The organism is Streptococcus pseudopneumoniae, from assembly GCF_001073085.1.
In the GTDB taxonomy this organism is placed as follows: domain Bacteria; phylum Bacillota; class Bacilli; order Lactobacillales; family Streptococcaceae; genus Streptococcus; species Streptococcus pseudopneumoniae_M.
In genome coordinates this window covers 1-12,564 of sequence record NZ_JVFV01000012.1, presented here as the reverse complement: position 1 = coordinate 12,564, position 12,564 = coordinate 1, and the positions used below count along the sequence as shown (strand labels likewise).

Annotated in this window: 16 protein-coding genes; all 16 read right to left on the bottom strand. The window is 40.4% G+C overall.

All coding sequences use genetic code 11. The features are described 5' to 3' along the window. Positions 1-43: 43 nt before the first annotated feature. The 16 genes from ADH90_RS01890 to ADH90_RS01815 all read right to left on the bottom strand — a co-directional run bounded on the left by ADH90_RS01890 (position 44) and on the right by ADH90_RS01815 (position 12,436). Positions 44-844: an SDR family oxidoreductase gene (locus tag ADH90_RS01890; protein ID WP_001000837.1), complete on the bottom strand. Its 801-nt coding sequence runs from the start codon at positions 842-844 to the stop codon at positions 44-46. 186 nt (positions 845-1,030) lie between these two features. Next, positions 1,031-2,380 carry a glucose-6-phosphate isomerase gene (locus ADH90_RS01885; protein ID WP_008808173.1) on the bottom strand — a complete coding sequence of 450 codons (1,350 nt, stop codon included), beginning with the start codon at positions 2,378-2,380 and terminating at the stop codon, positions 1,031-1,033. A 171-nt stretch (positions 2,381-2,551) separates the two neighbouring features. Further along, positions 2,552-3,241, bottom strand: a complete 690-nt coding sequence (locus tag ADH90_RS01880) for a gamma-glutamyl-gamma-aminobutyrate hydrolase family protein (protein WP_049529724.1) — start codon at positions 3,239-3,241, stop codon at positions 2,552-2,554. 137 nt (positions 3,242-3,378) lie between these two features. Then, positions 3,379-5,145, bottom strand: coding sequence for an ABC transporter ATP-binding protein (locus ADH90_RS01875; protein ID WP_049529723.1), 1,767 nt, complete (start codon positions 5,143-5,145; stop codon positions 3,379-3,381). Position 5,146: 1 nt separating this feature from the next. After that, entirely contained in the window at positions 5,147-6,853 is a 1,707-nt protein-coding gene (locus ADH90_RS01870; protein ID WP_049529722.1) for an ABC transporter ATP-binding protein, read from the bottom strand. A gap of 189 nt (positions 6,854-7,042) precedes the next feature. Further along, positions 7,043-7,744 (bottom strand): histidine phosphatase family protein, encoded by a 702-nt coding sequence (locus ADH90_RS01865; RefSeq protein WP_049529721.1) that lies wholly within the window; start codon positions 7,742-7,744, stop codon positions 7,043-7,045. 109 nt (positions 7,745-7,853) lie between these two features. Further along, a complete protein-coding gene (gene comGG / locus ADH90_RS01860) occupies positions 7,854-8,291 on the bottom strand; it encodes a competence type IV pilus minor pilin ComGG (RefSeq protein WP_049529720.1) in 438 nt (145 codons plus the stop codon). Further along, entirely contained in the window at positions 8,269-8,730 is a 462-nt protein-coding gene (gene comGF / locus ADH90_RS01855) for a competence type IV pilus minor pilin ComGF (RefSeq protein WP_049529719.1), read from the bottom strand. The genes comGG and comGF overlap by 23 nt, the downstream gene beginning before the upstream one ends. Further along, positions 8,693-8,995, bottom strand: a complete 303-nt coding sequence (gene comGE / locus ADH90_RS01850) for a competence type IV pilus minor pilin ComGE (protein WP_049529718.1) — start codon at positions 8,993-8,995, stop codon at positions 8,693-8,695. Before comGE ends, comGF begins: the two co-directional genes overlap by 38 nt. Continuing rightward, positions 8,958-9,392 carry a competence type IV pilus minor pilin ComGD gene (comGD, locus tag ADH90_RS01845; RefSeq protein ID WP_049529717.1) on the bottom strand — a complete coding sequence of 145 codons (435 nt, stop codon included), beginning with the start codon at positions 9,390-9,392 and terminating at the stop codon, positions 8,958-8,960. Before comGD ends, comGE begins: the two co-directional genes overlap by 38 nt. Beyond that, positions 9,355-9,660 (bottom strand): competence type IV pilus major pilin ComGC, encoded by a 306-nt coding sequence (gene comGC / locus ADH90_RS01840; protein ID WP_049529716.1) that lies wholly within the window; start codon positions 9,658-9,660, stop codon positions 9,355-9,357. Before comGC ends, comGD begins: the two co-directional genes overlap by 38 nt. Then, complete coding sequence (locus ADH90_RS01835) at positions 9,620-9,877, bottom strand: DUF7720 family protein (RefSeq protein WP_049529715.1); 258 nt, start codon at positions 9,875-9,877, stop codon at positions 9,620-9,622. Before ADH90_RS01835 ends, comGC begins: the two co-directional genes overlap by 41 nt. Before the next feature lie 181 nt (positions 9,878-10,058). Then, complete coding sequence (locus ADH90_RS01830; RefSeq protein ID WP_049529714.1) at positions 10,059-11,015, bottom strand: peptidoglycan recognition protein family protein; 957 nt, start codon at positions 11,013-11,015, stop codon at positions 10,059-10,061. A gap of 2 nt (positions 11,016-11,017) precedes the next feature. Further along, positions 11,018-11,350, bottom strand: coding sequence for a phage holin (locus ADH90_RS01825; RefSeq protein ID WP_049529713.1), 333 nt, complete (start codon positions 11,348-11,350; stop codon positions 11,018-11,020). After that, on the bottom strand, positions 11,337-11,792 hold the full coding sequence (locus ADH90_RS01820) for a phage holin family protein (protein WP_049529712.1): 456 nt from the start codon (positions 11,790-11,792) through the stop codon (positions 11,337-11,339). The genes ADH90_RS01825 and ADH90_RS01820 overlap by 14 nt, the downstream gene beginning before the upstream one ends. 8 nt (positions 11,793-11,800) lie before the next feature. Next, the gene (locus tag ADH90_RS01815) at positions 11,801-12,436 is read right to left on the bottom strand and encodes a hypothetical protein (protein ID WP_049529711.1); all 636 of its coding nucleotides are present in this window, start codon (positions 12,434-12,436) and stop codon (positions 11,801-11,803) included. Between the last annotated feature and the right edge of the window lie 128 nt (positions 12,437-12,564).

Below are 12,564 nucleotides of genomic sequence, written 5' to 3'. Positions count from 1 at the left end.
CATCGATTTACTATGGTCAACTCTCTTCCTCACCTTCATTTTTTTAACCGCGAGTTTTCCCCCCGGCAATATTTGTAGTGACTCCAGTTATATAGCTAGAACGGTCTGAAATATAGAATGCTACAAGGTCAGCTACTTCCCGTAGTTTACCACTTCGTCCCAAAGGAGTTGTTGAAGTTGAAGCATAACCAGCTCGAATATCTTCTACCGTCTTTCCACGGGTATAAGCAAGAGCTTCCTCATAAGAAAGAGTTCGAAGTCCCGTAGCTTCCATAATTCCTGGAGCAATTCCAACCACACGTACACCATGCTTACCCAGCTCTTTTGCCCATGAACGAGTGTAACTATAGACTGCTGCTTTTGTGGCAGCATAGGCACTTTGTCCTTCAGAACCTTCCAAGCCTGCTTCTGAAGCCATGTTCACAATTACACCTTTTCCATTTTTCACTAAAATACGTCCCACTGCCTGACTAACCAGATACAAACCTTTTTGATTAATCATCGTTACTTTTTCGAACGTCTCATCGTCCAATTCGTAAGGACCTTTAGGATTTTCTGCATCGATTAATAATCTAGGGATATTAATCCCTGCATTATTGACCACTGCATCAATATTGCCAAATCTTTCAACTATTTTGGCAACACCCTCTTCTACTTCAGAGCGAGAAGTTACATCAACTTTTACAAATAATAGATTTGGATGACGCAAATCGTTGTCGCTAAGATCGAAATTCGCTACATTGACACCTAATTCCAGCAATTCTTCAACGATTGCCTTACCGATCCCAGATGACGCGCCAGTCACAAGAACTGTTTTGCCTTTTATGTTTAACCAATCATTCATTTTGATACCTCTCAAATTTTATTTACAAGGCAATTATACAGCGCTTTCATAAAAGAATTAAGACACTCTTTTTTATACTGTTCAAAAAAATAATAAACTAATTATGAGGCTTGTACTAAAAAATCCACAAGAAATGAACTTGTGGATCTCTTTTTATACTCTAAATGAACTCAAGGCATATAAGAATCAAAGGCGTGCATTCAGCTCAGCACCCAGCTCTTCAAAGCCTGGTTTTCCAAGAAGGGCAAACATGTTTTTCTTATAAGCCTCAACTCCAGGCTGGTCAAATGGATTGATACCATTCAGGTAGCCAGAAAGAGCAATAGCCAACTCAAAGAAGTAAATAGTGTAGCCCAAAGTGAACTCATCTTGCTCAGGCAGTGTCACAAACATATTTGGAACTCCACCATCAGTGTGTGCTAACAGCACTCCATCTGTAGCTTTTTTATTGACAAAGTCAACATCTTTTCCTTGCAAGTAGCCAAGACCGTCCAAGTCTTCTGCCAATTCAGGAATCAGCACATTTTTGCGAGGTTTATCTACACGTACAACTGTTTCAAAGAGGATACGGGTACCTTCCTGGATAAATTGTCCCAGAGAGTGCAAGTCTGTTGAGAAGTTGGCTGAAGTTGGGTAAATCCCTTTTTGGTCTTTCCCTTCTGACTCACCAGCCAGTTGCTTCCACCACTCAGAGAAGTATTGTAGAGATGGTTCATAGTTAGCTAGAACTTCTGTCAGATAACCTTTACGGTACAAGATATTGCGTACAACTGCATATTGATATGCTTCATTTTCAGCCAACTTATCAGAAGCATAAGCCTTGCGAGCAGCATTTGCTCCTTCCATTAACTTGCTGATATCAGCCCCTGCAGCTGCGATTGGCAAGAGTCCCACTGCTGTCAATACTGTAAAACGACCACCTACACTATCAGGCACTACAAAAGTATCCCAGCCATTAGCATCTGCTTCAACCTTAACTGCACCTTTAGCGCGGTCTGTAGTTGCATAAATCCGTTTATTTGCTTCTTCCTGACCATACTTCTTAACCAAGAGTTCTTTGAAGACACGGAAAGCAATAGCAGGCTCTGTAGTCGTTCCTGACTTAGAAATAACGTTGACAGAGAAATCTTTGTCTGATACATAGTCTACCAAATCAGCCAAATAGCTTGAAGAAATAGAATTTCCAGCATAGAGGATTTGAGGTGCCTTGCGTTCTTCCTTGCTTTGTAGATTTACAAAAGAATTATTCAAGAAATCAATAGCTGCACGAGCTCCTAAATAGGAACCACCAATACCGATTACGATCAATACCTCACTATCAGATTGGATTTTAGCAGCAGCCTTTTGAATACGAGCAAATTCATCTTTGTCATATTCTTCAGGCAAGTTCAACCAGCCAGTCATTTCTGCCCCAGGACCTGTACCATTTCGCAGAGCAGAATCTGCAGCAGTCACTTGAGGCTGCATATAATCTAGTTCATGTGGTGCTACAAATTTATCTAATACTTTTGAATAATCAAATTTAATATGTGACATAGTATTCCTCCAAAATTTCTTCTCTTCTATCATAACCCTTACCTTAGATTTTTTCAAGTTTTTATACTGAATTTTTCCAAATTTTATCATAATTTAAACATTTGCGTAAAAAATGTTACAATATTAAAATTTGAACGAAATAAGACAAAAAAACGACTAGGTTTCCAGTCGTTATAATTCATTCAATAAATACTCAAATAATTCTAAGTTGCCATCTTCTTCATTGACCAAGAATTCTGGATGCCACTGGAGACCAATAATACGGTGCTCATCAATAGATTCGATTGCTTCAACAGTTTGATCACGTGGATCCACAGCCGTCACGCGGAAATTGGGTGCCAAGTCTTTAATACTCTGACGATGTACTGAGTTAACCTGACTTTCTTTACCAAATAATTTAGACACTACACTGCCATCCACTGTCTCAATAGAATGTGAAGTCCCAAAAGGTAGACCTTGCCAATGACCTTCAATATCCTGATTGAGTGTCCCACCAAAAGCAACGTTGACAAGCTGAACGCCACGGCAAATGGCTAAGATTGGTTTGTTCTGACGCAAGGCTTCTTGTAGAAGAGCTAGCTCAAACTCGTCGCGAGCTAGGTTATAGTCGTCGCTATCAATTGTTTTTTCCTCACCATAAAACTGAGGATGAACATTTTGTCCCCCAGTCAAGATGAGCTTATCAATCATTTCTACATAGTCATGGACAAGTGTCTCATCACCAACCGGAATGACCAAAGGAAGTCCGCCAACCTGACGAATACTTTCAGCAAATTTACAGGATACAGATGAGTGGATGTTTTTTCCTTCTGCGTCTACAGGACATAGGTTTGCCGCTACTCCAACAACTGTTCTTACCATTACTGACTTCCTTTCGTTCTCCATTGATAATCTTATCTTATCACCCTTACCCACTCCTGTCTAATATGTATTTTTTAAGTCCGTGATAAAATTTTTTTATCAGAAAAAGTTGCCCAAAATTAGGACAACTTTTTTGCTTATTCAAAGACAAATTGATTATGGTACAGTTCGGAGTAAAAGCCTCCAAGCTTGAGTAATTCGTGATGATTTCCTTGTTCGATAACCTCACCATCCTTAAGGACAATAATCTGATCGGCATTGAGAATAGTTTTCAAGCGATGGGCAATCACAAAGCTCGTTCTTCCTGCCACAATTGCCTCCATAGCATTTTGAATCTTGCTCTCTGTTACAGTATCAACGTTTGATGTTGCCTCATCCAAGATTAAGACCTGGGGATCCGTCATTAAGGTTCGAGCGATGGAAATCAACTGCTTCTGACCGGTTGAGAAGACGCTCTGGTCATCATTAATCAGAGTATCGTACTTATCTGGTAGACTTTCGATATATTCATGGATGTGTGTAGCCTTAGCAGCTGCTTCTACCATCTCTTGACTAGCATCAGGGACACCAAAGCGAATATTGTCACGAATAGTTCCGCTAAACAAAACAGAATCCTGTAGAACAATTCCCACCTTGCTTCGCAAACTATCCAAATCAAATTCTCGGATATCTCTGCCATCAAAGCTGATACTACCTGCATCCACATCATAAAAACGATTGATTAAGTTCATGATGGTCGTTTTTCCTGACCCTGTTGGACCAACAACCGCAATCATTTTCCCTTTTTGAGCTGAAATGCTAACATCTTTCAAAATGGGTTTTCCTGGCAGGTAGGAGAAGTCCACGTTACGAATCTCCACACCTTCTTTTAATTCGTTAACGACTGGAGCATCTTGAGGACGAATTTCTTCTTCTGCATCAAACATTTCTTGGATACGTTCTGCACCTGTAAAGGCCAGTTGCAAACTTCCCCAGCTCGCTGCCAATTGGATAATGGGTTGGTAATACTGTTGCGAAAACTGAGTAAACATGACAATCAAACCAAGTGCTGTTGCTGTCTCGATGTTCTTATCATTCAGTAATACAGCTGAACCTACAAAAATAACGACTGCTGTATTGACCAAACTCATTCCGTTCATAACAGGGAAAAGAATTCCTGAGAACATTCTTCCCTTGAAAGTGGCTTTTCGAACACGCTCGTTTTGCTCGACAAAACCAGCGATTACATCTTCTTGAATGCCTTGAACAATAACGGCTTTCTGACCCGAAATACTCTCATCCATATAAGCATTGAGCTTCCCAACTTCCTTTTGTTGGAGGTTGGTGTATTTTCTTGCCAATTTTAAAATGACAATCAACATGATGACAGCTATCGGAGTGCTAGCAATCGTAATCAAAGCCAAGGTCACATTTTTTGCGAACATGACAATCAACAAACCAATATAAAGAGCAATGTTGGTCATAACAGACACTAGACTTTCGTTAAAAGCTTGGAGAATATTATCCAAATCACTGGTAAAGCGAGACAGAATATCCCCATCTTGATGACGATCAAAGAAGGAAACTGTCAGGCGAGAAAGCTTGCCAAAAAGGCCCTTACGCATCTCATTTGTCGATTCGGCAATAATACGGCTCATCAAGACCATATAGATGAGACTCGATATCACGAGCGCAATCAAAACATAGGCAAGATTTATAAGGAGTCCGTATAGACTTTGCCAAACCATATCTGAATTTCCATTTTGATAGGCTATAACCAAATTAGCTAGTTCCGTTACTGTTTGACCTGCAAAAACTGGAAAGAGGGCTTGTGCTACCGTTGCAATGATAATCATAGTGATAACAACGACAAAGGATATCTTATAAACTTTAAAATAGTTCCAAAAAAATCGAAATGTTTTCATCCTACTCCTCCTTTCCTTTTTGCGTTTCGTAAATTTCTCGATAAACTGGGTTTGTTGCAACCAAGTCAGCATTCTTACCTTGACCAATCAAGCGACCTTGATCAAGCACTAAAATTTTATCAGCATGAACAACAGAGCTAATCTTTTGTGCGATGATAATCGTAGTCGTTCCCTTCAAATCCTTGTTGAGGGCTTCTTGGACCAAACGTTCTGATTTGGCATCAAGGGCGGAGGTTGAATCATCGAAAATCAATATCTTAGGATTGCTGACAATCCCACGCGCAATAGACATTCTCTGTTTTTGTCCACCGGAAAAGTTAGTCCCACGTTCCTCAACCGGACTTTCAAAGGCCAAGTCCATACGACTAATAAATTCACTTGCCTGGGCGATACGAGCTGCGCGTTCCATTTCTGAAACTGTCGCATCTCCCTTTCCTTGTCTGAGATTATCTGCGATGGTTCCACTAAAGAGAATGGCTCTTTGTAGAACGATAGAGACTGTCTTGCGAAGTGTCCCTTCACTAACTGTACGAATGTCCTTTCCACCAATTTTGATCGAACCTTGCTGAGGATCAAACAGTCGTGGAATCAACTGAGCCAAGGTTGATTTACCTGCACCAGTTGCTCCGACAACCCCAACCATCTCACCAGCTGCAATATCGAAAGATACATCTTTTAGGATAGGTTCTTCATCATTTGGATAGGTGAAGGTTACATTTTCAAAACTGAGACTTCCTTCCAATTCTTCATCTTCCACATCCTTGAAAGTCATAGCCGGTTCTGTATCCAGGATTTCACGAATACGACGAAGGGAAATCATGGCACGAGTAACTGAATTCCCCAAAAATCCGACCATAACGATAGTAAAGATAATCTGACTCAGATAATTCACGAAGGAAGCAATGGAACCAACGACTGATGGATCTGACTCTGCCATACCTGCTACAAGCCAGATTGAGAGAAAAACAGCCCCGTAAGAAATCAACATCATTGCAGGTTGCATAACAGAAAAGGCATAACCGATATAAAGGTTTTCTCCCAATAATTCATCTGACACCTGCGTAAATTTATCAAACTGATCTTTTTCTCGGACAAAAGACTTAACCACGCGCACACCACGCAAATTTTCTTTAGCAATGGCATTGATACGCTCCAATAAGGTCTGGAATTTTGCAAAGCGTGGTCCCACCACTCCCATCATAAAACCCATTATGACAACAATCAGAACGACCATGAGAACTAGCACCCACCATAGAGAAGGTAGGGTGACAACTGCTAGAATAAAGGAACCGATAAACAAAAGTGGTAGTCGAAAGAGAATTTGGAAGGTCATCATGACTACGTTTTGAATCTGGTTGATGTCATTGGTCATACGAACAACAAGGTTCCCTGCGTTAAATTCCTCAATATTGGCGTATGAAAAAGTTTGAATCTTACGAAAGGCATCTTCCCGTAAGTCTGACGAGACTCCTTGAGCAATGTAGGCGGCTAACACAACATTGATGCCACCTGCAATCAAACCAATCAAGGCAACAAGGATTAACCAAAAACCAATATGATAAATAGCTTCATTATCACCTGTTAGCAGTGCCTCTAAAACTTTCTGCAAATAACGTGGTTGCAAGAGTGAACTCGTTACCATTAGACCTGTCATAATTAAGGAAGCTAGAGCCTGCCATTTATAGGCTTTTATTTTCTGAAACAGCATATTTCCCCCTTCTAAGATAGACAAAAGGGAACGACAACTCTGTCAGTCCCTTCTTATGCTTTCATGTTGATGCTATTCTAACAAAAAAGAATGCTATTGTCAAAGCACTCAGCTCTCAGAAGCTTGTGCAAGCACGACATTAGCATTCTATCAATCCTTTAAAAATTCTTCTAAATTTAGTGCTGAATTTTATTGTTCTGAACTAGCTTGCTCGTCTAGCTTAACTCGTCCAATTTCACGGTAGCTACGGTCGCCAACAATTTTGACCGAGAACTGACCATCTTGGTACTCGAGAATCGTTACACTTCCATTATCAAGGCCATGCGGATGCATGCCGTTGATTAAATAAACAATGGTTCCAATAGTCATTCCATGGCTGACTACGAGAGCATTCCCTCCCCCATTAGCTTCCATTTCCTTGGCAATGGCTTCAAAACCTTCCCAGATACGACCACTTAGTTTTTCCCAACCTTCAGCCCAACCTGCTGTGTCCACTTCTACCAAACCTTCAGCTAACTCTGCATAGGACAAACGATGCACATGATCTACATTAAAGATTCGAGGGATGATACCCATAAAAAGGTCTCCATCATAAGCACCATCAAAACTACCAAAGCACCATTCACGAATTCGCTTATCCATGCGATAAGGAATTTGCCCAGTCAAACCAAGTTCTTCAAGGATAATTCCCATTGTCTGAATGGTCCGCCCAGAATCGCTTGAATAAGCACGTTCAAAGGTTAAACCTGATTCCCGCAAACCAATCCCCAATTCATGAATACCTCGTTCTCCCTCAGCTGTTAGGGGAGTATCACTCCAACCTTGAGCACGACCGATTGTATTAAACATTGTTTTCCCATGACGTACTAGATACAATTTTACACTTGACATATTCCGTCCTCCATATGTATCTATTATAGCATGATTTCAGACAAAAACCTCGTCCTAACCCACTGAGTCCAACATCACCACTTAAACTAGATTCTACAAATCTGATAATCTATGTCTTGTCATTCTTAGATGATGCAACTTCAGATGTCTCGGTGGTCTCATTTTTTACCTGTTCTTCTTTTTTCTTCTCGCTTTCTTCTTTTGACTTTTTTTCTGTTTTCTTCGTCTTGTCGTCAGTCTTTTTCAAAGGAGAAAAGTGAAAATCAAACTGTTTTTTTCCGGTGTCAACAATCGCTGTAAATCCTTTTTGGTCATTACGATAAGTTGCCTTTCCTGCATCAAATGACTGCTGACCACTCTCAGAACTAGCTTTTTCATAGGTCCTCTTAGCCATTGCAAATGCAAGAAGTTTTTCTTTATTCAGTGCATAATCCTGATGATGAGCCACTTGTCGATTCAGATAAAACTGTAACAAGAGACTAAAAATTCCAGCAATAGTAATCGCGTAAAGGAGAACTCCAGCTCTAACTTTTTTCTTTTTCCACACGATAGATGAACTCCCTCTCTAGTCCCTTTTCAAACTGAAAATTAAAATGGACATTTTGCCCGTTTTGGTAAATATGAGCTGATTTCAGACCGTAAACCATCGGCTGGTAGCCACGTCCACTGGCATCTGTTTTTCGAAAATCATTTGACTTTGATTTCCCCATGGAAATGGGGTTCCCATCCTGTTTGAGGTAAAGTCTATCATTCTCTACTTTTTCAAATTGGGCTCGATTCAGCTCTGCTTCCAGCTGATCCACAAATAAGAGCCATTCTTTTTGCTCACTTTTCTGCTGGTAGCGAACTTCTGAAACCAATAGTTGGCTCATAGCTTGAAAGAGGAGCAAACTCCCACTAATCACAATAAGAGCAACCAGGGATTCTAAAAGTGTAAAAGCTCTGACTCTACTTATCTTGAATCGCCAGTAATTTTTCAGTTCCATGATACACCTCCAAACCTCGCTCATTCGATACAACATGAACTGTAAGCCCATTGACCGTCAACTGCTTTTGTCCAGTCTGCAAAGCCATACGAGCCACTCGCAAAACTTCTTCCTGTTCTAAGAGTCTTGCTTCCTGTCGTCTACTTTCTTGAATCTGCCCCAGCAAGAGGGTTGCAATACTGGCAAAAATAGCTAGTGAAATCACTGCCTCCAGTAAAATAACCGCCTTAATTTTTTGCTTCTTGAATACGTTTAATCTTTCCATTTCCTAGATATAGTTGGTAGCGAACTACTTCTTTCCTTGTTTGAAATCTCACACTTGCAAGAGACGAATTTCCTCCAGCCTTGTCAAAGGAAATTGATTGATTAGACTGCAATTGAATTCCTTTTGGAATGGCTAATTTCTGATAGCCATTTCCAATACTTCTCTCTTCCAAAATCAAGTTGATCTTCTGCTGACTAGCCAGACTTCGCTTCTGGGTTTCTCGATAAAGTTCCTCAAACTCCATAAAGAAAATCTGTTCTTCCACAGCTGCAAAAGTTGATTGAACTGAACTTGACAAGCCCAAGGCTAACATACTAGCTATTCCTAAGACTAATAAACTTTCTAGCATGGTAAAAGCCCTAATCCGCAACTGTTTGACTTGTCTTTTGTTTTGCATGGTATTCCTTATAGGCTTTTGCTTGCTCAGCAGTGATGCGTCCATCTGCCTCTAGTTTACTTAGACTAGCATCCTCATTTTTATCTAGAGTATAGAGTTCAGCTTGGCTTTCTACCACCTTGACGACTGCTGCTTTCCCCTTATCATTCACTGCATCCTTTTGCTTAGTTAGGTTTGGCACAAACAGTAAGAGTAGGACGCTAATGATGAGCAATACAACTAGCATTTCAATCAAGGATACTAAAACTCTTGCTCTTTTCCATCTCATACATCCTCACAGAATGCAGGACTAGCTCACGGTACTTCCAATCAGTGACCAGATATTCAATCACTTTGTCATCTTCAATTTCAAAATCAAAGAGCAGCAACAATCTGACCGTGTATTTGTTTTTCAAAATCGGTACACTATAAGTCACATCAACCCAATGCTCAAAGCCTGAATCTGTCTGTTCTACATTTGCTAGTTCAATATTTAAAATCTTCATTTTTATTCCTCCTACTTATATATTCGTAGAAAAAATAAAAAAGCAGTGAAAAATCACTGTTTTTTCTACTTTCAGAGAAATAGCTTGGATTTTAAATCCAACCTTTTCAGGCCAAACAAAAAAACCGCAAGCTACTGCCTGCGGTTAGTGTAATAATTTTTTATTCTTTCTGTTTTTAAATTTATTTTGTAGTAACGAGCCCGTTAGGCTCAACAGTAAACTCTGGCTTATCTGCCATTGTTCCGTCTGATTTAAGGTAATACCAACCTTTGCCGTCTGCTGATTGGACGAAAGCATTGGACACCATGTCCCCATCTTTGGCATCGAGATAGTACCATACGCCCTTATATTTAACCCAGCCAGTCTTCATGGCTCCTTCTGTATCGAAGTAATACCATTTACCATCGATTTTCTTCCAGCCAGTGGCCATGGCTCCTGAAGGGTCTAAATAGTACCATTTGCCGTCTGAATGCTTCTTCCACTTATCCGAGAGCATATAACCAGAACCGTCAAAGTAATACCACGTACCGTTGATTTTTTCAAATCGTTCTTTCGGATAAGAGCCATCTTCTCGAACGTACCAGTAGCCTGTTGTATTTTGTTTCCAACCTGCTTCTACATCAAGACCGTTTTCAATATCATGCTTGAACTGACTACGACTGATGCCCCAGCTTGCTAAATAAGGATATGGATCAACGTGGTCACTATAATTGTTAGGTTGATTGTTGGTACAGTATTCATGCGACTTAATACCTTCCAATGCGTCCGAATCCAACGTTTTAGGAAGACCTGCTTCATCTGCTAGATTTCGTAACAATTCGATGTACAGACGGTAATCTTCCATAAACTCTTCTTTGGTAGAATGACTTTCGATCAGTTCGACTGCTGCATACGTTTCATAATTCCAGCCACCGCCCACATCGTAGGCACCATTATTTACTGGTCCTACCTGCATCACTCGCCCATTGCCGACAACATGTGAGAAGAAGCCAGATTTGACAGGTCGGCGCATATGGTAGTCTGCTTCATTTTGGGCAGTTGAGTTTTTATTTCCAGTAGAATGAGCGTGAATTTGACGATAAGGGGCATAACCAATCTGAGGAAGCCCTTCTCTGTACCTACTTGTATCAATATCCATTACTATTCCCCTCTCCACGCATCATTCATCTGCTTCACTGCTGACTCAACGAATGTATCAAGGTCGCGGTCAGTCATGCTGATATTGTACTTGTTGAGTTCTGAACGGATTTTAGTTCGTGCTTGCTCCAGCTTCTCCTCGCCCTTGTAGCCAGTTTCAGCAGATACCTGCTCAACTGCATTGACTGCATTTTTAGCAAGGATTTCAACAATCTTGATTGTCTTTTCTCCTCCTTTTTGAACGAGGTATTCTTTAACAGTTTTGACTGCAATACCAGTCAAAATGACAAGAATGCTAATTGCTGCATTGATGATGATTTCGTTAATTTGTTGCATCGTCTTTCTCCTTAACTTCGATTTCGATTTTATCTTTCTGGTCAACATTAACTAGTAATTGACCAAGTTTTCTAGCATTATCTTTCTTAATTTGGTTGATGTATGGTTTCAAAAACTCTGGAAATGCTAACCCAATCATCTCCCAATTCTCGATTACTGAGAATAGATAATTGAACGAGAAGAACATTGTCCACGCTATACCGAAGCTACGTACGCCAAGAGAACGAGAGTACATCGCGACAAGTAAGATAACAGCGAACACAATGAAATGACGAATCAATCCCATTGTGCCAATTTTGCTATCAAATCGCTTTGTTTTAAATGCTTTGATATAGCCAGTGATGATATCCAAAACCATTAACCAAAAAAAGAAATGAATGTACGGACTATACGATAGATTTTTAAGGTGCTCGAATAAATCTTGTAATACTAAATCTTGCATACACACCTCTACTCTTTCCCTTCAAATTTCCAAGCAACACCAGTTCCGTTTTGCTCCAGGGAGCCATTTGTCACAAATGCGCTGACAGGCTCACCGTTGTAGGTAAATTCCTTATTAAGCTGAACCAAGATGCGCTTGCCTTCACCATTTACTTCAACGTGCTCAGGATCTTCAATGGTAATCAGGTCGTGTGGTAAGTAGGTCTTACCAACTTCAGCTAGTGGAATCAACTCAACTAATTTTTTATAAGTCGTGCCGTACTCAATATTCTTGCTCATGACAGAGTTCAAGACAAGAACATGAATGACCTTCTGATTCACCTTCGAATTCTCTTCAGTCTTCTTAATAAGAGCTGCAAGCTTGTTCTGTTCACTCTCGTTTTGCGCAATCTTCTGCTCAGCTTGTTCAAGCTTATTCTGCGCCTGCACAATCGCAGAGCTTGGGTCCAATTCAGACTTGAGAACATCCAGCACTGCTTGAATCAAGACATCTTCTGATTCATTTGTACGGTCTCCGGGGAATGATCGTGAGTTAGTGCTGTAGCGGTTGCCTTCTGATAGTTGAATTTCTACCACCGTCTCAACATTGGACCCAGAAATTCTTAAGTACGGTCTTGTTGATAAATTATAACCATTGATTGCCATGTCTATTCTCCTTTTTCTGCTGGTTTAGTTTGTTCATCAAGCAGAGCTTCCAGCTCGTCCACTCGTGTTTGAAGTCTTTGATTTTCAGCCAATTGTTCTTCCAGCTGAATGCTCAAGAGATTATTTGC

Coding starts and splice junctions, on each gene's coding strand:
- comGE (WP_049529718.1), bottom strand. CDS start 8,995: ATGGAAAGATTAAACGTATTCAAGAAGCAAAAAATTAAGGCGGTTATT.
- ADH90_RS01820 (WP_049529712.1), bottom strand. CDS start 11,792: ATGCAAGATTTAGTATTACAAGATTTATTCGAGCACCTTAAAAATCTA.
- ADH90_RS01875 (WP_049529723.1), bottom strand. CDS start 5,145: ATGAAAACATTTCGATTTTTTTGGAACTATTTTAAAGTTTATAAGATA.
- ADH90_RS01870 (WP_049529722.1), bottom strand. CDS start 6,853: ATGCTGTTTCAGAAAATAAAAGCCTATAAATGGCAGGCTCTAGCTTCC.
- ADH90_RS01890 (WP_001000837.1), bottom strand. CDS start 844: ATGAATGATTGGTTAAACATAAAAGGCAAAACAGTTCTTGTGACTGGC.
- ADH90_RS01880 (WP_049529724.1), bottom strand. CDS start 3,241: ATGGTAAGAACAGTTGTTGGAGTAGCGGCAAACCTATGTCCTGTAGAC.
- ADH90_RS01865 (WP_049529721.1), bottom strand. CDS start 7,744: ATGTCAAGTGTAAAATTGTATCTAGTACGTCATGGGAAAACAATGTTT.
- ADH90_RS01830 (WP_049529714.1), bottom strand. CDS start 11,015: ATGGATATTGATACAAGTAGGTACAGAGAAGGGCTTCCTCAGATTGGT.
- comGC (WP_049529716.1), bottom strand. CDS start 9,660: ATGAGATGGAAAAGAGCAAGAGTTTTAGTATCCTTGATTGAAATGCTA.
- ADH90_RS01815 (WP_049529711.1), bottom strand. CDS start 12,436: ATGGCAATCAATGGTTATAATTTATCAACAAGACCGTACTTAAGAATT.
- ADH90_RS01825 (WP_049529713.1), bottom strand. CDS start 11,350: ATGCAACAAATTAACGAAATCATCATCAATGCAGCAATTAGCATTCTT.
- comGD (WP_049529717.1), bottom strand. CDS start 9,392: ATGCAAAACAAAAGACAAGTCAAACAGTTGCGGATTAGGGCTTTTACC.
- ADH90_RS01835 (WP_049529715.1), bottom strand. CDS start 9,877: ATGAAGATTTTAAATATTGAACTAGCAAATGTAGAACAGACAGATTCA.
- ADH90_RS01885 (WP_008808173.1), bottom strand. CDS start 2,380: ATGTCACATATTAAATTTGATTATTCAAAAGTATTAGATAAATTTGTA.
- comGF (WP_049529719.1), bottom strand. CDS start 8,730: ATGGAACTGAAAAATTACTGGCGATTCAAGATAAGTAGAGTCAGAGCT.